Source organism: Microbacterium sp. ABRD28 (genome assembly GCF_003850245.1).
Lineage (GTDB): Bacteria > Actinomycetota > Actinomycetes > Actinomycetales > Microbacteriaceae > Microbacterium.
On record NZ_CP031015.1, the window covers coordinates 26,785 to 46,931 of the forward strand.

General features: G+C 67.2%; 20 protein-coding genes. 2 read left to right on the forward strand and 18 right to left on the reverse strand.

Going from position 1 to position 20,147, the window contains the following annotated elements; all coding sequences use genetic code 11:
* The first annotated feature begins 5 nt into the window (after positions 1–5).
* Entirely contained in the window at positions 6–920 is a 915-nt protein-coding gene (locus tag DT073_RS00130) for a hypothetical protein (protein WP_124291563.1), read from the forward strand.
* Positions 921–974: 54 nt separating this feature from the next.
* On the opposite strand, the gene DT073_RS00135 is transcribed toward DT073_RS00130, so the two are convergent.
* The 10 genes from DT073_RS00135 to DT073_RS00180 all read right to left on the reverse strand — a co-directional run bounded on the left by DT073_RS00135 (position 975) and on the right by DT073_RS00180 (position 11,849).
* Entirely contained in the window at positions 975–1,991 is a 1,017-nt protein-coding gene (locus tag DT073_RS00135; protein WP_124291564.1) for an alcohol dehydrogenase catalytic domain-containing protein, read from the reverse strand.
* 11 nt (positions 1,992–2,002) lie between these two features.
* Entirely contained in the window at positions 2,003–3,118 is a 1,116-nt protein-coding gene (locus DT073_RS00140) for an aminopeptidase (RefSeq protein ID WP_124291565.1), read from the reverse strand.
* Positions 3,115–4,602: an FGGY-family carbohydrate kinase gene (locus DT073_RS00145; RefSeq protein ID WP_124291566.1), complete on the reverse strand. Its 1,488-nt coding sequence runs from the start codon at positions 4,600–4,602 to the stop codon at positions 3,115–3,117. The genes DT073_RS00140 and DT073_RS00145 overlap by 4 nt, the downstream gene beginning before the upstream one ends.
* Positions 4,603–4,604: 2 nt before the next feature.
* A complete protein-coding gene (locus tag DT073_RS00150) occupies positions 4,605–5,411 on the reverse strand; it encodes a BtpA/SgcQ family protein (protein ID WP_124291567.1) in 807 nt (268 codons plus the stop codon).
* A gap of 44 nt (positions 5,412–5,455) precedes the next feature.
* Positions 5,456–6,091: a DAK2 domain-containing protein gene (locus DT073_RS00155; RefSeq protein ID WP_124291568.1), complete on the reverse strand. Its 636-nt coding sequence runs from the start codon at positions 6,089–6,091 to the stop codon at positions 5,456–5,458.
* Between the two features lies 1 nt (position 6,092).
* The gene (locus DT073_RS00160; RefSeq protein WP_124291569.1) at positions 6,093–7,094 is read right to left on the reverse strand and encodes a dihydroxyacetone kinase subunit DhaK; all 1,002 of its coding nucleotides are present in this window, start codon (positions 7,092–7,094) and stop codon (positions 6,093–6,095) included.
* A 4-nt stretch (positions 7,095–7,098) separates the two neighbouring features.
* Positions 7,099–8,220, reverse strand: a complete 1,122-nt coding sequence (locus tag DT073_RS00165) for an ABC transporter permease (RefSeq protein WP_240638647.1) — start codon at positions 8,218–8,220, stop codon at positions 7,099–7,101.
* A complete protein-coding gene (locus DT073_RS00170; protein WP_240638648.1) occupies positions 8,217–9,236 on the reverse strand; it encodes an ABC transporter permease in 1,020 nt (339 codons plus the stop codon). The genes DT073_RS00165 and DT073_RS00170 overlap by 4 nt, the downstream gene beginning before the upstream one ends.
* Positions 9,236–10,732, reverse strand: a complete 1,497-nt coding sequence (locus DT073_RS00175; RefSeq protein ID WP_124291570.1) for a sugar ABC transporter ATP-binding protein — start codon at positions 10,730–10,732, stop codon at positions 9,236–9,238. The genes DT073_RS00170 and DT073_RS00175 overlap by 1 nt, the downstream gene beginning before the upstream one ends.
* Positions 10,733–10,805: 73 nt before the next feature.
* Positions 10,806–11,849, reverse strand: a complete 1,044-nt coding sequence (locus DT073_RS00180) for an autoinducer 2 ABC transporter substrate-binding protein (RefSeq protein WP_124291571.1) — start codon at positions 11,847–11,849, stop codon at positions 10,806–10,808.
* A gap of 190 nt (positions 11,850–12,039) precedes the next feature.
* On the opposite strand from DT073_RS00180, the gene DT073_RS00185 reads away from it, so the two are divergent.
* On the forward strand, positions 12,040–12,777 hold the full coding sequence (locus tag DT073_RS00185; protein WP_124291572.1) for a DeoR/GlpR family DNA-binding transcription regulator: 738 nt from the start codon (positions 12,040–12,042) through the stop codon (positions 12,775–12,777).
* A gap of 26 nt (positions 12,778–12,803) precedes the next feature.
* Here DT073_RS00185 and DT073_RS00190 read toward each other — a convergent pair whose 3' ends face one another.
* The 8 genes from DT073_RS00190 to DT073_RS00225 all read right to left on the reverse strand — a co-directional run bounded on the left by DT073_RS00190 (position 12,804) and on the right by DT073_RS00225 (position 20,073).
* Positions 12,804–13,676, reverse strand: a complete 873-nt coding sequence (locus DT073_RS00190; protein ID WP_124291573.1) for a nitrilase-related carbon-nitrogen hydrolase — start codon at positions 13,674–13,676, stop codon at positions 12,804–12,806.
* Between the two features lie 100 nt (positions 13,677–13,776).
* Positions 13,777–14,673 carry a PfkB family carbohydrate kinase gene (locus DT073_RS00195; protein ID WP_164478103.1) on the reverse strand — a complete coding sequence of 299 codons (897 nt, stop codon included), beginning with the start codon at positions 14,671–14,673 and terminating at the stop codon, positions 13,777–13,779.
* A complete protein-coding gene (locus tag DT073_RS00200; protein ID WP_124291575.1) occupies positions 14,666–15,412 on the reverse strand; it encodes a glutamine amidotransferase in 747 nt (248 codons plus the stop codon). Before DT073_RS00200 ends, DT073_RS00195 begins: the two co-directional genes overlap by 8 nt.
* A 12-nt stretch (positions 15,413–15,424) precedes the next feature.
* On the reverse strand, positions 15,425–16,249 hold the full coding sequence (locus tag DT073_RS00205; RefSeq protein WP_124291576.1) for an N-acyl homoserine lactonase family protein: 825 nt from the start codon (positions 16,247–16,249) through the stop codon (positions 15,425–15,427).
* 33 nt (positions 16,250–16,282) lie between these two features.
* Entirely contained in the window at positions 16,283–17,410 is a 1,128-nt protein-coding gene (locus DT073_RS00210; protein WP_124291577.1) for an ABC transporter substrate-binding protein, read from the reverse strand.
* A 60-nt stretch (positions 17,411–17,470) separates the two neighbouring features.
* Positions 17,471–18,298 carry an ABC transporter permease gene (locus DT073_RS00215; RefSeq protein WP_124291578.1) on the reverse strand — a complete coding sequence of 276 codons (828 nt, stop codon included), beginning with the start codon at positions 18,296–18,298 and terminating at the stop codon, positions 17,471–17,473.
* Positions 18,285–19,055: an ABC transporter ATP-binding protein gene (locus tag DT073_RS00220; RefSeq protein WP_124291579.1), complete on the reverse strand. Its 771-nt coding sequence runs from the start codon at positions 19,053–19,055 to the stop codon at positions 18,285–18,287. The genes DT073_RS00215 and DT073_RS00220 overlap by 14 nt, the downstream gene beginning before the upstream one ends.
* A gap of 1 nt (position 19,056) precedes the next feature.
* The gene (locus DT073_RS00225; RefSeq protein ID WP_124291580.1) at positions 19,057–20,073 is read right to left on the reverse strand and encodes a LacI family DNA-binding transcriptional regulator; all 1,017 of its coding nucleotides are present in this window, start codon (positions 20,071–20,073) and stop codon (positions 19,057–19,059) included.
* Positions 20,074–20,147 lie beyond the last annotated feature (74 nt).

A 20,147-nucleotide genomic window follows, 5' to 3' on the forward strand; every position in this document is an offset into this window, starting at 1 on the left:
CATTCGTGTCTCGACGCTCGGTGAACCTCACCGGCGCCCGCTGGGTCGCGGTCGCCGGCGTTGCCGCACTCACGATCATGGTCGTGGTGCTGGCATCGCTCGCGCTGCAGCGTTCCCGGGGCGAGACCGCCGCTCAGCCAAACCCGGTGCCCTCTTTCACGCTGGGGGTGACGACGCCCACGCCGACACCTACTCCGGAGGCACCCAGCCCGGCTCCGGCGGCGAGTCGCGCCGACGAACGCTTCCTCGCCACCGGGAGCGCCGTCTGGTGGCGTGGGGTAGCGGGCGAATGCGGTGTCGCCGAGCCGCTGATCGAAAGATCGGATGACGGCGGCGCCACCTGGACCGACGTGACTCCCCGCTACCTGGGCATCGGTCAGATTATGACGGTGAGCGCGTTCTCCGCCGTCGACGCCGAGATGGTCGCCGCCGTCGGCCCGGCCTGCGAGGCGCAAGCACTTCGCACCTATACCGATGGTCAGTTCTGGGAGCCGTATCCTGAGGTGCTCGCTGCCTCCCGCTACGTCGATGCCGCAGACCCGAGCGTCGTCGTCTTCCGCGGTGAACCTGTCCCCGCTCCCTGCCCAGCCCCGATCGGCCTTCGCACGAGCGGCGACACCGCTGCACTCATCTGCAACGGCGTGGCTTGGACCCGCACCGGCGCAGAATGGACAGCCCTTGCCCCCACCGGCGTCGTAGCGCTGACGCTCGTCGGGTCCGACATCATCGTCGCGCACACCGACGCCGCGTGCGACGGCGCGGCCATTAGCCGAGTCACAGCAGACAACCCGGCAGGCGTTCAGCCCCTCGGCTGCGCGGCCGGCACAGACCCCGGTGCACCCACTGCCGTCACTACGCTCAACGGCGATGTGCTGCTGTGGTCAGGAGACGCCCTCGCCGTCCTCGAGGCGCTCGTCTGACATCGAACGGGTGATTCGCGAACGCTCTGACTCAGCTCGTTCTCGCGCCCGGTGTCAGAAGCCGTCGTTGGCGAGCACTGCCCGAGAGCGCAGCCGCCCCTCGGCGAGAAGACGGAGCGCCTCCGGGGCATCCTTCATCGCGAAGCGATCGACGACCGTCCGCACCTTGCCCTCGGCCGCCAGCCGGAGCACCTCGGCCATATCGGCTCGCGAACCCAGGATCGACGCACGGATGATCTGCTCGCGGTTGAAGGGGAAGTCCGACATGGTGACCGGCACGCCCGAGACAAGGGTGCCGCCCCACTTCAGCGCGCGGAGCGCCGACGCGGTGACGACGTCGGACGGCGCGAAGGTGAGCGCAGCATCCAGTGAGTCATCCAGCACCTCACCGGGATCGACCGCGGACGCGTCGACGATCTCGGTCGCACCCAGCTCCTCCGCAACGCGCAGATGATCGGCGCTGCGGGCGACCGCCACGACGTCAGCACCGGTGAGCAGGGCGAACTGCAGCGCCATGTGGCCGACCCCGCCGAGCCCGAAGACGCCGACGCGATCGCCGGGGCCGACGTCGAGCTTCTTCACTGCTCCGTAACCGGTGATGCCAGGGCAGAAGAGCGGTGCCGCTTCGACCAGGTCGAGGGTGTCGGGCACCCGATGTGTGTGCGCCGCGTGCGCGAGCATGAACTGGCCGTAGCCGCCGTCGACGTGTTCGCCGGTGATCAGGCGCTGATGGCAGAGCTGCTCACGGCCGCTCGTGCAGAATTCGCATGTCTCGCAGGTCCACCACAGGGGCTGCACACCGACCGGGTCGCCGACAGCGAACCTGGTGACCCCCTCGCCGAGTCCGGCGATCCGTCCCGTCACCTCGTGTCCGGGAACGATCGGGCTCTTCGCCGGTACTCCCCCGTCGACCCAGTCTCCCTCGATGGTGTGGAGGTTCGAGCGGCAGACGCCGCACCCCGCAACCTCGATGAGCACCTGACCGGCGGCGGGCTCGGGAGCGGGATCCTCCCGCCACTGCAGCGGCTGCTGTGCGAGCGGAGCGGTCTGGAAAAGCTGATGAGCGAACATGATGGAGTCCTTCACGGGGTGGGGTGAGAGCGGAAGACGGATGCTCCGGCGAGCGGTGCCGCCACCTCGCCGTCTGCGATGAGCCACTCGCCGTCGGCGGAGAGTGATCCGGGTTCTTCCGGCGAGCGAAGATCTTTGACGATGTCCCAGTGCAGGGCAGAGGCATTGACCCCTCCGCACTCCGGGTAGGCGCGACCGAGGGCGATGTGGACGGTGCCGAGGATCTTCTCGTCGATGAGCAGATCGCCGGTCATGGTCTGCAGCGCGGCGTTCATGCCGATCCCGAGCTCGCCGACGCGGCGTGCCCCGTCGTCGGTGTCCAGCATCTGACGAACGAACTCGATCCCCTCTGCAGCGCGCTCCTTCACGACGTGGCCCCGGTCGAATGTGAGGGCCAGGTCGCGCACACGCACCCCGGCGAACCAGAAGACTCCGGGGAAGAAGATGTCTCCGCGAACGCCGTCTTCGATCGGCGCCGTCGCGATCTCGCCGTCGGGCCAGTTGGCTTCCCCGGCGAACGGAACCCAGGTGCGACCACCCACCGGCAGCTCCAGCCGACCGTGGCGATCCGCGATCACGATCCGCTGCGTCGCGTCGAGCCGCGCGCACAGCGCGCCCTGTCGCCGCTTGACGTCGGCCCAGTCGGCCTCGAACGAACGAGCCCACTCCTGCAGCAGAACGTCGGGATCGATGCCGGCCGCCTCGGCCCATGCCGGAGTAGGAATACGCACGAGCGCCCAACGGGTCCGTTCCCACCGCAGGGTGGAAACGAGGCCCCGGCCGCGACGAAGTGCTGCGATCCGCGCCGGGTCGGCGTCGACCTCGGGTGAGGTCATCGCCCGGAAAGACACGTGCACGTCGCACCACTTCATCGCCAGCACCTCCAGCGGCGGCGCCTGCGACAGCACATCGACCTCTGCCCAGGCGAGGGCGGCGGCGTCGAAGCGTTCGTCGGTGGCCACCACCTGCGGGACCGCGCCGCGGCGCCAGCACTCGGCGACGAGGGCGGCGACGGCGTCCGTCGCGGCTCCGTCGGTGACGAACACCGACACCTTGTCGCCGCGGGTGATGTGCAGACCATCGGAGATGAGGGCGCCGATGCGCTGCCAGTCAGGGGTGTGGTTCATGCAATTCTCCGGCGGTGCAGCGGGGCGGTGGCGGCGTAGAGCGCGAGATAGTCGGAGTGGTCGGCGATGAGCCGGTCGCGGTCGGCCACGGCGGGGCGTACGACCTGACGGACCCGCACCCAGTCGCGCACCGAGCTGGCGCTCTCGACGGCACCGACGCCGAGCGCGGCGAGGAACGCATCCCCCAGGGCCGCGCCGGGTGAATCGGTGACCTCCTGAGGCAGTCCAGTGATCGTTGAGACGGTGCCGATGACAATGGAATTCCTGGTCGCGCCTCCTACGGCGACGATGCGCTCCAGGGGTCCGCTCTGTGACTGGATGGCGAGGATGGCCGCGGCGATCGAGTGTCCCACCCCCTCGAGGAATGCGCGCGCGACGTCGGCACGGGAGTGGTCAAGTCCGAGACCCATGACCACGCCTCGACTCGTGGGGTCCTGGAATGGAGTTCGTTCTCCGGCGAGGTGCGGAAGCGCGAGCACCCCTCGGGCTCCGGGCGGCGAGCCTTGGGCGAGCGAGATCAGCGCCGCGAACGTCTCTTCGTCGGAGCCCGCGGTGAGGCCGAGCAGCTCGGCTATCCACCGGGTGGCTGTGCCGGCGGTCGAGGTGCCCGCTGCGAGTACCGCGGTGCCGGGGAAGACGAAGGGAGCTGCCCAGAGATCGTCGGCGGCGCGAAGCCGGTCACCTACGCGGATGAAGTACCCGCTCGAGCCGTACATCGCCATCAATTCGCCCTCATCCACGACTCCGCAGCTGACCGCCTCGGCCGGCGAGTCAGTGGTGCCCACCACCACCGGCGTCCCTGCGGGGATGCCGGTCAGGTTGGCGGCAGCCGCGGTGATCGTCCCAGCGATCGCGTTGCTCTCGGCGATCCTGGGCAGCCGAGCGACATCGACGATGTCGTCGCAGCCGTCGATGTTCCATCCCCCGGTCTCGATGTCGTAGAAAGGATGGAAGTAGCCCGCAGTGGCGTGATCGATGGTGACCGCGCCGGTCAGTCGGGCCACGAGCCACGATTGGCTCGTCATGAACCATCGGGCCGCCTTCCAGACGTCAGGCTCCTCATCACGCAGCCACGCGATCTTCGGCCCCGCCGATTGGCTGGTGAGGGTGTTGCCGCTCCGACGGAAGATCTCTTCCTCACCCAGGCGGGCGGTGAGAGCCTCGATCTGGCGCGATGCGCGGGTGTCGACGCCGTAGAGGATGGCAGGACGAAGGGGCCGAAGCTGGGCATCGGTCGCGACGACGCACGGCCCGATCGCGCTCAGTCCGACGGCGTCGATCACCCCGGCATCCGGGTGCGCGGTCAGTTCCCGAGCGACGGCGGCGACGTCGGCCCACCACACCGCTTCCGGGTCATGCTCGACATGACCCGGAGTCGGCGTATCGATGTCGTGTCGCCTCCGGGCGTGGGCGCGCACGCGCCCCGCCCGATCGACGAGCACACCCTTCGTCTCGAAGGTTCCGACGTCGATTCCGAGGAACATCGTCAGCGCACGCTCCGAGCGACGCTCATCAGATCCCTCACACGGCTCTCGTCGACGGCGTTCTCGAAGCGGCCGTCCTTCTTGAAGAAGGTGCCCACGATGCCGGCATCGGCGTACCGCATGCTCTCCTCGAGGGTGTCTGGCCGCACACCGGTGTTGACGAACACGGGCGTGTCGCCGGCGTTGTCCTTCACGATCCCCAGGGTCGAGGTGTCGGTGGGGGCACCGGCCGTGAGGCCCGACACGCAGAGCCCGTCAGGGACGCAGTTGAACACGGTCGAACGGGTGAGCGAGGCGAGATCGCGGTCGGCGACGTATGCGGCGGCCTCGGGCACGATGTTGAAGAGAAGTCGCACATCGCCGCCGCTGACGCTCTGACGGTGCCGGGCGGTCCTGCCGACATTCGTGTTCCACAGTCCGAAGTCGCTCGCGTAGACCCCCGTGAAGATCTCGCGAACGAAGGCGGCGCCGGTCGCCACGGCCAGATCGATCGAGCGCACCGCATCCCACAGCACATTCACGCCGAACGGCACCGCGAGCTCCGAGCGGACCTCGCCGATCACCCGCGCCATGGTGATGGCAGTGATCGGTTCGGTCTCGGTGAGGTAGGGAAGGCTGAACTCGTTGGAGATGAGGATGCCGTCGACCCCGCCGTCCTGCAGCGCCGAGATCTCCCGTCGGGCGTGGGCGATGATCGCGTCCACTCCCCCGACGCGATCATAGGCGGGGTCGCCGGGGAGGGCGGGCAGGTGGCACATGCCGATGATGGGTTTTGACACGGTGAAGACGTCGTCAAGCCAGGTGTTCATAGTTCCGCCTTTAGTGCGAGGGGGGAGGGAGAGAGTGGAGAGGGTCACGACAGCAGCGCGGACTCTTCGGGCCGGCTGACCCGCCAGGCCTCCGCGAAGCGCAGCAATGCCGTGGCGCCCGGGTCGGGAATGCCGATGCTGCGCTCCTGCAACCACGACGCCCGCCCGCGCCGAGACTGCAGCGGGGTCGTGCGCTCGACGGCGCCCGCGGCGGCGGCAACGGCCGCGTCGGTCGCCTGCCGCGCATCCGTCGCGCCCTTGAGCGCGTCTGCCACGTCGGCGAGGCCGTCGTAGATCGTCTTGTCGTCACGTTGGGTCTTTCCTCGCTGGGCGATGCTGCCGGCCGCCGCCTCGACGAACGCCTGGGCGTCGGTGACGGAGATCTCGGTCTTGTCGGCCCACACGCGCGACCCGGCGAGGAGCGCACCGGCGACGAGCGCCGCCATCGTCGAGGGGTTGGCATTGGCGAAGGCCTTGGCCGTGGCTCGCGCGATATCGGTCGGGGTGGCATCTCCTGGCAGCTCTTCGAGGGCCGCGATCACCGCGCGTGAACCCATAGAGACGGTGATGCCGAGATCGCCGTCGCCGAGCTGCTGGTCGAGGTCGCGCAGCTCGTCGGCCGAGTCGACGAGCACAGCAAGGCTGCGGCGCAGCTGGGCGTTCAGTTCAGGGGCGTTCATGTCAGTTCTCCTCGAAGAAGGGCGAGCGGGCCGGGGCGTTGAGCAGTGCGAGACGGTCGTCGTTCAGCGCGAGCAGCGAAATGGACGCACCGGCCATCTCGAGACTCGTGGCGTATTCGCCGACGTAGTTCTTCGCGATCGTGATTCCGCGCCCGGTGAGCATCTGATGGGTCTTGCGGTAGAGGACGTAGAGCTCCTCCAGCGGTGTGGCGCCGAGGCCGTTGACGAGCACGGCGACGCGCGCGCCCTCGGAGAGCTCGAGGTCGTCGACGAGCGCGGCGACGATGTGCTCGGCAATCTCGTCCGCGGTCTCGAGGGGGCCGCGGCGGGTGCCGGGCTCGCCGTGGATACCGATTCCGATCTCCATCTCGCCGTCGGGCAGCTCGAAGCTCGGCTTGCCGGTCGTCGGGAGGATGGTGGGGGCGAGGCCGATCCCCATGGTCGCGGTGTGCTCCACGACGTCCTCGGCGATCGCGGCGACCTCATCGAGTGAGTCACCCCGCTCGGCCGCAGCACCGGCAGCCTTGTACGCGAAGAGAATCCCCGCGACACCGCGACGGTCTGTCTTGCGTTCCTTCGGCTGGCTGGCGACGTCGTCGCGCCCGAGCACGGTGCGCGTCGGAATGTCTTCGAGCTCGGCGAGGTCGACGGCGAGGTCGAAGTTGAAGACGTCGCCGCCGTAGTTGCCGTACAGGTACAGCACGCCCTTTCCGCCGTCGACGGCTTTGGTCGCCTGGAAGATCTGATCAGAGCTCGGAGAGCTGAACACGTTCCCGATGGCGACCCCCGAGCAGAGGCCCTCGCCGACGTACCCCTTGAACAGGGGCAGGTGACCGGAGCCGCCGCCGGTGACGATGCCCACCTTCCCGGCGACCGGGGCGTCGGCGCGAACGAGGATCCGCAGATCGTCGCCCGGAATCTTCACCAGGTCGGGGTGGGCGAGCAGAATACCTTCGACGAACTCGTCGACGAACGCCTCCGGGGCGTTGATGATCTTCCTCATGGGGTCAGTCCTTTCCGGTGCTTCGCGTGTTCGCGGATCTGTGGGTGGCGACGGCGACCGTTTCGCTCGTCGCCGGCGGTGACGAGCGCGCTCGCCGACGGAATCTCAGCTGGTCGAAGACCATGACGGCGATGAGCAGCACGCCCTGTGCGATGGCGTACTCGTACGCCGAGAGGCGGAGTGCGGTGAAGCCGCTCGAGACGACCTGCAGGGTGAGGGTCGCCAACACCACTCCGAAGACTGTCGCGAACCCGCCATTGGGGTTCGTGCCGCCGAGCACAGCGATGACGATGGCGAGCAGGATGTAGCTGGAGCCGTAGTCGGCGCTGGCAGACGGGTTCCTCGACAGGAAGATGAGGCCGGCCAGCGCTCCGAGGATCCCGGAGATGACGTAGGTCGCCATGAGCGTGGTGCGACTGCTGATACCCGAGTATCGAGCGGCCGTCGGGTTGGCCCCTTGCAGCTGGATCTTCCGCCCGATCGGGGTTCGATCGATGACGACGGCGAGGACGATCGCGACCACCACGAGGATGACGAAGAGGATCGGCACGCCGACGGCGGTGCTCCGCCCGATGGCCGTGAGCACGCTCGGGGCACCCGAGATCGTCACGCCACCGGTCCAGATCAACGCGATGCCGTTGAACAGCTGCATGGTGGCGAGGGTGGTGAGGATCGGGGTGATCCCCACGACGCTGACGAGCACCCCGTTGACCGCGCCGAGCGCCGCACCCACTCCGACGCCGGCGAGCACGATGAACGGGGCGACACTCTCAGCCGTCTCCGGGCCCGCCCCGGCCGACACGGCCGTGTACAGCGACGACACGGTGATCGCCGAGACGTTGGCGATGGCGACGACGGAGAGATCGATGCCGCCGGTGAGCATGGCGAGCATCATCGCCAGGGAGATGAGCCCGATCTCGGGCGCACCCACACCGATGTTCTGGAGGTTCACCGGGTTGAGGAACACCCGGGGGTTGAGGATGGCGAAGATCGCGAAGGTGATGAGGAGAAGGATCACCATCCGGCCCGCACCACGCGGCACCTGGATGCGGGAGATCAGCGACGCGAACGAGGAGTCGACCTTCTGGTTCGCCCGCTTCAGGTCGGAGAGCTTCTCGGCGTTCATGCGCGGCTCACTTCCTTCTCTAGGAGCACCGCCGATGGCCGCGACCGCAGCGCGGCGAACGCTTGGATGCTCACGCCGACGAGCAGGAGCACGCCGACGGCTGCCCGCTGCCAGGTGCTCGGCACACCGATGAGGACGAGGTTGTTGTTGATCAGCTGCACCAGGAGCACTCCGAGCACCGTGCCCAGCACCGATCCGCGGCCGCCGAAGATCGACGCACCTCCGAGAACCACTGCGGCGATGATGTCGAGCTCGGTTCCCACGAGCGTCTGGGGATTGGCGTTTCGGCCCAGGATCACGAAGATCACGCCGCCGATTGCGGCCAGGCCCCCCACCAGAACGTAGAGCAGCACCTGTGTGCGCACCACTTTGATGCCCACGCGGCGGGCGGCTTCGATATCGCCCCCGATGGCGTAGATGCTTCGTCCGAAGGTGGTGCGGGTGAGCATCCACCAGACCGCGATCGCCAGCAATACGACGGGTACGAGCATCATGTGCAGGTAGCCGGCGCCCGGGATGTCGACGAGGTAGGCCCCACCGGCGCCGGAGACGCTCGGAGGAAGGGCTCCGGCGGAGATGTAGGCCGAGCCGATGTAGGTGAGCAGGACGCCCTTGATGATCCCCTGGGTGCCCAGCGTGACGATGAGCGTCGGGAGGCGGAATCGCGCGATGACGAATCCGTTCAGAAGACCCCACAGCGCCCCGACCACGATGGCGATCGCGAAGATGCCGACGAGCGTCGGATCGAAGCTCGCCTGCGACGACCACGCCACCGTGGTGTACGCGGCGAAGATCGCGATGGCCGGGAACGAGACGTCGATTCCGCCTGAGATCATCACCATGAGCACCCCCAGCGCGAACACGAGGGGGACGAGTGAGCTCCGCACGAGTGCGAAGAACGTATTCGGGGTGAGGAAGGCCGGACTTGCCAGCGACATCCCGATGATGACGACGAGGATGACGGCGGCGAGCACTCCCTCGTTGTTCGGCCCGCGGAGTCGGTGGAGCATGTCCATCAGGCGGTCATCCTTTCCTGGATTCCGCCGACCTGAATCTCGTCGCCGGCCAGTTCGGCGACGATGCGTCCGGCGCGGACGATCAGCACACGGTGGCAGCTGGACACCAGCTCGGGGATGTCATCGGAGATGACGATGATCCCCATGCCGTTCGCCGCCTGCTCGCGAAGGATCGTGAAGATCTCCTCCTTCGACCCGATGTCGACCCCGACGGTGGGGCCGTTGAGCATCAGCACCGCGGGGCGCCGGTCGAGCCACTTGGCGATGACGACGCGCTGCGCGTTGCCGCCCGAGAGGCTCCGCACCGGCGCGTCGACGTTCGGTGCCTTGACCCGCAGGCGTGCGAAAAGGTCGGCCATCGATGCACGGATACGCCCGCGATCGAGCAGCTGCGCCCTGTTGCGGTACGAGTCCAGCGAGGCGGCCACCATATTGTCGGCGATCGACTTCTCCAGGAAGAGGCCCTGGGTGAGACGGTCTTCGGGCACGTAACCGATACCGGCGCGGATTGCGTCGCTGATGGAGCGGATGCGGTGAAGCTTTCCCGCGACGGCGATCGTTCCCGAGTCAGCGGGCGCCACTCCGAAGATCGCCTCGGCGATCTCGCTTCGGCCGGAACCGAGAAGGCCGGTGAGCCCGAGCACCTCGCCCGGGCGCACCTCGAACGACACGTCCTGGAAGGCACCCGCGCGGGTGAGATCGGTGACGGTCAGTACGGGGTCGAGACCGGGTGCGAGCTCGTCGACGCGGCGGTCACCGCTCACCTCGCGTCCTGTCATCGCTGTGGCGATGCTGCGCGCGGTGTACTCCGACGCCGGGCCCGACTCGACGACCTCACCGTTTCGCAGGACAGTGACGTGCTGGGAGATGGAAAGGACTTCGTCGAGCTTGTGGCTGACGAAGACGACGGCAACGCCCCGCTCCTGCAGCCGGCGGACGATCGCGAAGAGGCGATCGACCTCGGTGTGGGTGAGGGCCGTGGTCGGCTCATCCATGATGAGCACGCGCGCCTCCCCCACCAGCGCACGACAGATGGCGATGAGCTGGCGATCGGCGACCGAGAGATGCTCGACGTCGGCGTCGAGATCGATGTGCAGCCCGAGGTCGGAGACGATCTGCTCGGCCGCGGCGCGGATGCGGCGATGCGACGAGAGCCGGCGACCGGCGGCGAGCTCGCTCAGCATCGCAATGTTCTCGGCGGCGGTGAGGTTGGGAAACAGGGAGAAGTCTTGATAGATGACCTGGATGCCGGCGCGGATGGCCTGGCTGGGGGTGACGTGTGCGTGCGCCTCGTCATCGATGATCAGCTCGCCGGAGTCGGGTCGCTCCACGCCGCTGATGACCTTGATGAGGGTGGACTTGCCGCTGCCGTTCTCGCCGGCAAGGCAGTGGACCTGCCCCGCGTCGAGTCGGAGCGACATCCCTCCGAGTGCACGGACACCGCCATAGGTCTTGACGATGTCGCGCACTTCGAGAACTGTTCGGGCTGCGCTCATAAGAGTCCGGACTCCTTCGGTGTGCGGCGCGGGGGCAGGGCCGGAGCGTCCTGCCCCCGCACACGCGGATGGATCAGAAGTCGTACTCGGCCACATTCGAGGCGTCGACGACGACGCCGGCGTCGCCGGCGAAGACGTTGTCGAAGCCCTCGAGCTTCACCAGCGACTCGTAACCGGGAACACCCAGGTCGGTGCCCTCTTCGATGGTTCCGCCGTCAGCGAGGATCTGCGCGATCGCCAGCTGGGCCTTGCCGGCGAGCGCCGGGTCCCAGAAGAAGATCTTGTCGATGGCGCCCGAATCGAGGTAGCTGCCGGCCACCGAGGGAATCGAGGTACCCATCACGCAGACGCTGTCAGCCTTGCCGGCCTCTTCGACGGCGCGCGCGATACCGACGACGTCGGTGCCCGCCGAGCCCTGGAAGCCCTTGATGTCGGGGTACTTCGCCAGCAGCTCCTTGGCCTTGTTGTAGGCGACCTCTTCGTCCTCCTCGGATTCGATCGGGTCTTCCAAGCGGGTCATCTCGGGGAAGTTCGCCTCCTGGTTCTCCAGGGCGCCCGATACCCACTCTCCGTGCGAGCCGTTGGTGAGACGGCCGACGAACTGGACGTATCCGCCCTCCTCGTCCATGCATTCGGCGAGGTTGTCCATGATCTGCGAACCGTACGCGGTGTTCTCGAACGCCTCGATGTCGACGTCGACGTTCTCGATGCCGGCGGCCTCGTGGGCGACGACGATGATGCCGGCGTCCTTCGCCTCGCCCAGCACCGACGCAAGCCCCGCGACGTCGTTCGGGACGACGGTGATGGCGAGCGGTTCCTGAGCGATGAGGTTCTGGATGATCTCGACCTGGCCCTCGTTCGTGGCCTCGGACGGGCCCTCCTGGCGGGCGTCCAGGCCGGTCTCGGTGGCCCACTCGTCAACGCCGACCTGCATGCGGTCGAACCAGCCGATGCCGGTCGCCTTGACGACGGTGACGTAGGCGCCGGGTGCGCCCTCCGAACCGCCGCCGGTAAAACCACCATCATCCGCTGTGCCACCGGCGGTGGTACCGCAGCCGGTGAGGGCGAACACTGTGGCGCCGGCGAGCAGCGCGATTGCAGGGGTCTTGCGCTTCATTTTTCACTCCTTCGTGATCACAGTCGCGTCACCTTTGCGCGTTCGCGACGATCCAGAGCCTGACATTACGCAGGTTTTCGAGGCTTCGTCAATCTTTATCGCTCACATTTGCGTATTTCTGATTACTTCTGCGCAATTTCGCGCAGGCCAGGAGCTATAGTCTGGTGCGAGACGAAAGGATGCCGCGGCGATGACGCGACAGGCGCAGATCCTCGAACTGCTGGCGGAGCGGGGATTCCACTCGGTCGGCGAGCTCGCCGACATCCTCCGGGTCGCACCTTCGACGATTCGGCGCGATCTCGAGCAGCTCGCCGACCGCCAGTTGGTGCGACGGACTCATGGCGGGGCGGTGCCGATCGAGTCGAATGGAGTCGCGAGCGCGGGCGCGACGCTGCACCGCGCCGAGAAAGAGGCGATCGGTCGAGCGATGGCCGACCGCATCCTGGACGGTCAGACGGTCCTGCTCGACAGCGGATCGACCACGCTCGAAGTCGCGCGCCATCTGCACAGTTCGCGGCTGACGATCGTGACCAATGACCTCCGCATCGGGTCGGTGATCGCCGAGAAGCAATCCGCGAACCTGGTGTTCATCGGCGGGGAGCTCCTCCCGAACGACTTCTCGATGTGGGGCCCGACCTCGGTCGAGCAGCTGCGCCACCTTCGGGTGAATGTGGCCATCCTTGGCTGCGACACCGTGCTCGACGACGGGCTCTACTCGGTGTCGAGCTACGAGATCGAGCTGAAGCGCGTCATGCTCTCGATCGCCAGCGACGCCTTCTTCGTCGCCGACAGCTCCAAGTTCGGTCGCGACGCGCTCTTCCGCATCGCCGAGCTCGAGCCGTTCCAGGCGGGTATCACCGACGCACACCTCGATCCGCTGCGCGCATCGACCTTCCCGGTGCCGCTCATCCGCGCGACATCCGGCTGAAGCCGGACGGCGCGGGTGAATTCCCGTCATTGCACCGACAACCGTGGCGGCAGTCCTGTGCGATTCGGCAACGCCCCGAACGCCCGGTCGACGTCAGTGAGATAGGTGTTGACGCGTCGCGCGGCAGCGATGCCCGAGCGCGGCACCTCGACGACCGCGACACCCTCCTCGTCGCCGAGAATGACGGCGTTGTGGCCGAAGGGCGTCGCGATGCAGCTGCGGCCGGTGAAGCCCGGCCCGCAGTGGTTGGCGTAGGCGATGACCACACCGTTCTCGAGCGCCCGAGCAGGCACCTGCAGCGTAGAGATCTGCCTCGCCGAATAGTGCCACGCCTTCCCCAACCCCTCCGCCTGCTCGTCGGCGCGCGGCACCGCAGTGGGGATGAGCAGAACGTCGGCGCCCGCGCGAGCGAGCGCACGGCTGAACTCCGGAAACTCGACGTCGTAACAGATGCCGGCGCCCCACACCCAGTCCCGCCACGCGAAGACCTCGCCGTAGGCGCCGGCCGGGGTCATCCATTCACGCTCCGTATCACCGAACAGGTGCCGCTTGTACACCCGGGCGATCTCCTCGCCGCCCGTGCCGAAGACCGACGCGGCGATGTAGTGCGCGCGGGCACTTTCGGGGCAGGCGGCGCTGTCGACGGAGGATGCCACGAGGGCCACACCCGCGCTGCGCGCGATGTCGGCGAGCGATGACCGGATCGCGGCGCCATCGTGCCGCCACGCGCGATCGGGCGCGTAGCCGGTGGCGAAGAGCTCGGGAGTGACGACGATCTCGGCGCCGGCATCTTTCGCCTCGAGGACGAGCCTGGTGACAGTGGCGAGGTTCTGATCGACGTCATCGATCACCGCGACGCCCTGGGCGACCGCGACGCGGCGCGAGGAGGTGTTGTCCACACCTGCTCCTTCCTGACGCGCCTTCGCGTCCTCGGCCGTCCCTGCGCGACCATGATGGCATAAACCAAATCTGTTTTGGTTTACTCACGGCGCGGAAGTCTCAGCGGTCGGACCGAACGAGCCCGACGATCCTGGAGGCGTCGTGGACGGCGTGCGAGGTGGCCTCGCCCAAAGATGCGCCACGGGCAAGATGAGCGACGAGTGTGCCGGCGAAGTGGTCTCCCGCGCCCGAGGTGTCTGCAACGGCCGCCACGGGTGCGGCCCGGACGTGTTCGACCTCACCGCTCATACCGATGAACGCGCCGCCGGACCCCGCCGTCACAACCACCGATGGGCTGGACATCGATAGGTGTTGAGCGAGTCGCTCCGGAGCCGCTTCCCACCCGACCAGTTGAAGCGCCTCCACGGTGTTGACGATCAGGGGGTCGGCGACGCCGAGGAGATCCGGGCCCAACTCACGGAATGGGCTCGGATTGACGACGAGGCGGGTGGCAGTGACCTGTGCCCACTCGCGAACCGCGTCGACCACGTCTGTCGGGATCTCGAACTGGATGAGCACAGCGGTCGGACCCGTGTTCTCCAACGCACCCACGACATCCACCGACCGGAGGACCGCATTGGCTTCCGGTGCTACAACGATGGTGTTCTCCCCGTCGGGAAGTAGGGAGACGAAGGCGCGCCCCGTACGACGGTCAGACACCCCGAGGTACGTCGTGTCGACCCCGCGCTGCTGGGCGAATGCTCGAAGCGCGCGCCCGGCTTCGTCGTCGCCGACGACGCCGACGAGAGACGTGGCGACAAGCCCCGCCGACGCGACGGCCTGGTTCAGGCCCTTGCCGCCCGGCTGCTCGTCGTACTCGAGCGCCAAGAGGGTCTCACCCGGTGTGAGCGCGCGCGAAACCCGACTGATGTAGTCCAGATTCGCGGAGCCCACCACGACGACGTCGGGGCGACCGGGCCGAGGGCTCCCGGTCGCCCCATCCAGGGGGTCAGTCACCAGCTGTCCACGCGGCGAGGCCGCGCCAGAGGGGCGCGTATCCGTCCCACGCCATGAACTCCGGCGGCGCCCAATGCGGCGACATATCGGAGGTGAAGACACCGGTTCGGCCCGCGCCGACGTCTCGGACAGCCACGAGGGGGTCACCGTTCACCTCCACCAGCACCTGGGAATCGGCCCGCGGTGTCGTGCGGTTGTATCCCAAGAGGTCGGGCCAGGCTCCACCCACACCGCCGAGGGCACTGTGCGCGTCGTCGAGGACGGTGATCTTGGCGCCCTCCGGCCGCTCCTGACGGTCGTCGACGGGAAGGACGCCGACCGGAAGGATGTCTCCGATGTCGGTTTCGCCGTAGTGAGCCTTCGCGTCGATGCCCGAGAAGGACAGATATCCGCCGACCATCAGGAGGCCGCCGCCCCTCTCGACGTAGTCGCGCAGACGCGCCAGTCGATTCCGCTCTGATTCACTTCGCGTGAAGACAGCTCGGGTCAGAAGGAAGGTGTTAGCTCCGACGTCGCTGATGACGATGAGGTCGTAAGCCCCGAGCTCGGCGTCGGTGGCTGGGAAATTGGACTCGATCGCGTGCGCCGGCAGATGGTCGACCTGCCAGCCATCCGACTCCAACGCCGCGATGAACTCCTTCCCTCCTTCGACGTATTCGGTGGTAGTGAAGCTGTCGAATCCCTTCTGGTGGATCATGTGGGTCATCCAGGACTCACCGAGCAGCAGTGCCTTCTTCATTCGTGATGCCTTTCAGCCGATCGTTCCTGTCGGGTGCTCCTGGAGGAACTGCCAGTCATGCTCGGGGATGATGATGTCCGCCTCACGGTGGAGCCGGTCATACCCCGCCATCAGATCTGGCAGGTCCCAGAAGGAGCCCATCGGCCAGTTCAATTCCAGGTTGCGGTAGTTGTACATGACGTCGCTCGTCAGGCACACAGTGCCGACGTCGGTCTCGACCATGACCACCATGCATCCCGGCGTGTGTCCGCCGATCTTCACCAGGCGCACGGCGGGATCGATCTCCTCATCCCCATCGATGACGCGGAGCCGGTCGCGGACGGCGTCGATCTTGTAGGCGTACTCGGGGTAGTAGAACATGCAGAAATGGGGCGGATGGCTCGCCTGCGGCAGCTCGTCTTTCTGAACGACGAAGGTCGCGTTGGGGAAGAGCTCGTTGTTGCCGACATGGTCGAAGTGAAGGTGGGTGAGGACGACGAGATCGACATCTTCCGGGGCGACGCCGTGTCGCGCGAGGCCCGCCACGAGGTCTTGGTCAGCCGACCGTGAGGCGACGAAGTCGACGCCGTATCTGCTCTGCATCTGCGACACCTCGTCGATGTCGCCGAGCCCGGTGTCGATGAGGATCGTCTGCGAGGCCCCTTCTATGAGCCACACCGGCACGGGCACCATGACGCCGGAGTGCACCGATCCGTCTTTGCGGACGATGTCATCGCGATACCCGAAGGGCAGTCGCGTCGCGGGCGGCACGTCGGGGTGGATTCCCGAGTTCAAGAGCGACACCGGCAGCGAGCTCTCGAGCTCGCCCGTGACGATGTGGTGGATGCGAACGCTCACGCGTGAACTCCTTTCCGTGGCAGCGTCGGTGGGTCAATATCCGGTCTGGTCGGCGCCGTATTCAGCGACGTAGGCCTCCCACACCTCGGGCATGAGGAAGTGCTCGGCCGCGGGGACCTCGGCCGGGATCGCTTCCGTTCCCGCGAGGTAGGCGTTGTCGCTGTCCCAGGTCGTCTTCCAGTAGGCGACACCGTCTTCGGCGAGGATCATGTCGTTCGCGGCCTGCGCATTCGGCGCGTAGAGCTCGATGTTCTGCCAGTACTCCTTGAACCCGTCGACGGTGAGGCCGGCTGCGGTCTCCTCGTTGAGGCGGTCGGTGATGGTTTTGCCGCAGGCATCGGTCTCGGCATCGCAGTACCGGATGATGCGGTGCATGACGTCGATGAAGGAGAGGAGGGCCGCCTCGTTCTCCTCGACGAAGCTGCGGGTCGTCACCGCGCCGTTGATAGGAGGAGCGGCGAGGTCAGGGCCCGACAGACCGATGATCATGCCCTCGTCGAGGGCCTTCGCGCGCTGGGGGACGCCGCCGAGGTAGGCGTCGCCGGTGCCGCTCAAGAAGGCGGCGAGTCCGGTGTCGGGATCCATGTCGACGAACGTGACGTCGGTCTCATCCATCCCCACCGACGCCAGCGCATCGTTGATCTGCTTGCCCATGTCGGTGGAGAGCGTGGTGACGATGGTCTTGCCGGCGAGTGACTCGATCATCGCGGTGCGCGCCTCGCCACGATCGCCGAGCGATTCTTCGAGTTCGTCGATCGGCTCGAGGTCCCCGTCGGGGCGGATCATCAGCGCCGAGCCCTCGGTGAAGGGATTCCAGCCGTAGGCGTAGACCACCTCCGGGTCGGCGTTGGCGACCGAGACGACGCTGGTGGTGTTGTTCACCGCGATGTCGACGTCACCCGAGATGAGCGCGGGCATCGCCGCGTTCCAGGCGAGGGAGGTCAGCTCGACGTCGAGTCCGGCCTCTTCGAACCATCCCATGTCCTGCCCGATGATGGGCAGGTAGGTGTCTTGGAACGGAGAGATGCCGATGTTCACGGGCGTGAGCTCGCCCTCGGCTCCGGGGGTCTCCGCTGTTCCTGCGCCACCGGCGCAGGAGGTGAGACCGAGGACCGCCACGGTCGCCGTAGCGACCGCCGCGACTGTGCGAGTGATTTTCATGGGAGGGTTTCGCTTTCTTCGGGTTTTCGGGGGGGGGGGGGAGGGAGGGGATGGGATGGTTCAGCGCTGGGGCGACCAGCGGGTCAGATAGGCGCTTGCCCGGGAGATGGCGAGGTCGAGAACGACGGCCATGACCGCGATGACGATCGTGCCGAGCAGCACGACGGGGGTGTTGAGGGTGCGACTGGCCTGCATGATCAAGCGACCGATGCCGGCGTCCGCTCCCTGGAATTCGGCGGCCACGATCACCGCGAAGGCGAGCGCACTTCCGATGCGGAATCCCGAGAGGATCTCGGGAACGATCGCGGGTAGCACGACGGTTCGGTACACCTGATTCCGCTTGGCACCAAGCGACGCGGCCGCCTGCAGATAGACGGGTGGGACGTTTCCGCAGGCGACCGTGGTGTTGACGACCATGACCATGAAGCACGCCAGCGCGCCGAGGAAGATCTTTCCGTCGTCGCCGATGCCGAACCACAGGATGACGAAGGGGATGAGCGCCACCGGGGGGACCGGTCGCACGGCTTCGATGATCGGGTTGATCAGATAGAAGAAGACGCGGCTGCGAGACATCAGCAGTCCGACGACGACGCCCAGCGCGGAGCCTCCCACCCACGACACGATCACCCGGAGCAGGGTCGCCAGCGCGTCGACCGCGAGTTGGGTGTTCAGCGTCGTCGCCGCGACCCACAGTGACTCGGGGCTCGGGAAGTAGAGGGCGCCGATGGTGCCGGTACCCGTGGTGAGCACCCACCAGAGGATGAGGAGGACGACGACCGACAGGATGCTCAGGAGCGGTCCGAAATTGCGGGTCCGCGACTGCTTCGTGGGATCCGGCGGGTGTGGAAGTGGACCGGTGGGCGCGACCGGGATGTCAAGCTGCGTCATGATGCACCTCTCGGAGAGTGCGAGCGATCTGGTTGCGGAGGGTCTGGAATTCGGGTGTCGCCCGGAGGTCGAGGTCGCGTTGACCCGAGAACGGGACGTCCACGATGCTGTGCACTCGGGCCGGGCGCGGCGTCATCACCACGACGCGGTCACCGAGGAAGAGCGCCTCCTCGATGTCGTGGGTGACGAACACGCTCGTTTTCGGCTCCGCGGCGACGACCCCGGCCAGGGCGAGCCACATGGCTTCCTTGGTGAAGACGTCGAGAGCGCCGAACGGTTCGTCCAGCAGCAGCACTGACGGGCCGCTGGCGTAGGCGCGGGCGAGGTCGACGCGCTTGCGCATCCCGCCGGAGAGTTCCTTCGGGTAGGCCTTTCTGAAGTCGGTCAGTCCGACGAGCGCTAGGTAGTGATCAACACGCGTGCGTCGCTCGGCGCCGGGCACCCCCTGCATCCTCATGCCGTAGGCGACGTTGTCGGCGACGGTCAGCCACGGGAAGACAGCGTCCGATTGGAAGACCACCGCCCGATCGGCACCGGGACCGGTCACCGTGCTTCCGCCGACTCGGATCTCGCCGGCCGTGGGCTGGACGAACCCCGCGATGAGGTTGAGCAGCGTGGTCTTGCCGCAACCGCTCGGACCGACGATGCAGACGGTCTCGTTCGCCGCGATCGTCAGCGTCGTGTCATTGAGCGCGACAGTGCGCTTCTGCGCAGTGGCGAAAATCTTCGAGACTCGATCGACCATGATCTCAGACATCTCACTGCTCCTTTCCGCGCCGAATCGGCGCCGTTGAGTCGCGCACGGTGAGTGTGACCGGGAGCACGGTGCGACGAGGGGGGGCGGGCGGACCGTCGAGCAGTGAGACGAGCGCCTCGACCGCCCGGGTGCCGAGGCCTGCGACGTCTTGACGCACGGTGGTCAGGCGCGGGCGCGCGAAGTGGCCGGCGGTGATGTCGTCGAAACCGACGACCGACACGTCGGTGGGGATGCTGATGCCGGCGCGGTCGAGCTCATCGATCGCGCCGAGCGCCATGAGGTCGTTGACTGCGAACACGGCGGTGACCTCACCCCCGACGATGGACGCGACCTCGTGCTCTATCGCTCGACGTCCGCCGCTGACGGTGAAGGCTCCTTCGCGTACCGCGGGACGTGATCCCGTTGCCTCCTCCCAGGCGTCGCAGAAGCCTGCGACACGCTGGACACTGCTGACCAGATCGCCTTCCGCAGCCAGGACGACGCTTCGGCGATGCCCGAGGCTCAGGAGATGCTCGGCGACCACCCGACCACCGGCGGCGTTGTCGGAGACGAAGGAGGGAGCGGGCGACCCGGGGACTTCCTCGTCGACGAGAACGTAGGGCAGGTCACCGAGGATCGCACCCAGCTCCGAAGTGCTGGGCGGCGCACCGGCGGCGTACACGAGCCCGTCGACGGCGCGCGACCGGATCATCGTCAGGTAATTGATCTCGCGCTCGTGGTCGAACCCGGTGGTGCACAGAATGACGTTGTAGCCGTGCTCGACAGCTGCGAGCTCCGCGCCCCGCGTGAGCTCCGCGAAGAACTCGTTGCTGATGTCGGGGACGATGAGCCCCACGATCCGGGTCTTTCCGCTCGCGAGACTCTGCGCGGATCGGCTGGGAACATAGCCCAATTCATCCATGGCCGAATGCACGCGCAGCCGGACCTCGTCGCTGACTTTCCGCTTTCCACTGAGAGCGTGCGAAACCGTCGTCGGGCTGACGCCAGCCCGCGCAGCAACATCGGCGATGGAAACCATGACACCTCGTTTCGGAAAACGCAAACCGCTTTGGCAAAGCGCTTTGGACCGAAATTAGGGACGCAAACGGAGTT

What these genes read in the sequence shown, in the direction of transcription:
- DT073_RS00135 (WP_124291564.1), bottom strand. Translation starts at nt 1,991, where the DNA reads ATGTTCGCTCATCAGCTTTTCCAGACCGCTCCGCTCGCACAGCAGCCG.
- DT073_RS00140 (WP_124291565.1), bottom strand. Translation starts at nt 3,118, where the DNA reads ATGAACCACACCCCTGACTGGCAGCGCATCGGCGCCCTCATCTCCGAT.
- DT073_RS00145 (WP_124291566.1), bottom strand. Translation starts at nt 4,602, where the DNA reads ATGTTCCTCGGAATCGACGTCGGAACCTTCGAGACGAAGGGTGTGCTC.
- DT073_RS00150 (WP_124291567.1), bottom strand. Translation starts at nt 5,411, where the DNA reads ATGAACACCTGGCTTGACGACGTCTTCACCGTGTCAAAACCCATCATC.
- DT073_RS00155 (WP_124291568.1), bottom strand. Translation starts at nt 6,091, where the DNA reads ATGAACGCCCCTGAACTGAACGCCCAGCTGCGCCGCAGCCTTGCTGTG.
- DT073_RS00160 (WP_124291569.1), bottom strand. Translation starts at nt 7,094, where the DNA reads ATGAGGAAGATCATCAACGCCCCGGAGGCGTTCGTCGACGAGTTCGTC.
- DT073_RS00165 (WP_240638647.1), bottom strand. Translation starts at nt 8,220, where the DNA reads ATGAACGCCGAGAAGCTCTCCGACCTGAAGCGGGCGAACCAGAAGGTC.
- DT073_RS00170 (WP_240638648.1), bottom strand. Translation starts at nt 9,236, where the DNA reads ATGGACATGCTCCACCGACTCCGCGGGCCGAACAACGAGGGAGTGCTC.
- DT073_RS00175 (WP_124291570.1), bottom strand. Translation starts at nt 10,732, where the DNA reads ATGAGCGCAGCCCGAACAGTTCTCGAAGTGCGCGACATCGTCAAGACC.
- DT073_RS00180 (WP_124291571.1), bottom strand. Translation starts at nt 11,849, where the DNA reads ATGAAGCGCAAGACCCCTGCAATCGCGCTGCTCGCCGGCGCCACAGTG.
- DT073_RS00185 (WP_124291572.1), top strand. Translation starts at nt 12,040, where the DNA reads ATGACGCGACAGGCGCAGATCCTCGAACTGCTGGCGGAGCGGGGATTC.
- DT073_RS00200 (WP_124291575.1), bottom strand. Translation starts at nt 15,412, where the DNA reads ATGAAGAAGGCACTGCTGCTCGGTGAGTCCTGGATGACCCACATGATC.
- DT073_RS00210 (WP_124291577.1), bottom strand. Translation starts at nt 17,410, where the DNA reads ATGAAAATCACTCGCACAGTCGCGGCGGTCGCTACGGCGACCGTGGCG.
- DT073_RS00215 (WP_124291578.1), bottom strand. Translation starts at nt 18,298, where the DNA reads ATGACGCAGCTTGACATCCCGGTCGCGCCCACCGGTCCACTTCCACAC.
- DT073_RS00220 (WP_124291579.1), bottom strand. Translation starts at nt 19,055, where the DNA reads ATGTCTGAGATCATGGTCGATCGAGTCTCGAAGATTTTCGCCACTGCG.
- DT073_RS00225 (WP_124291580.1), bottom strand. Translation starts at nt 20,073, where the DNA reads ATGGTTTCCATCGCCGATGTTGCTGCGCGGGCTGGCGTCAGCCCGACG.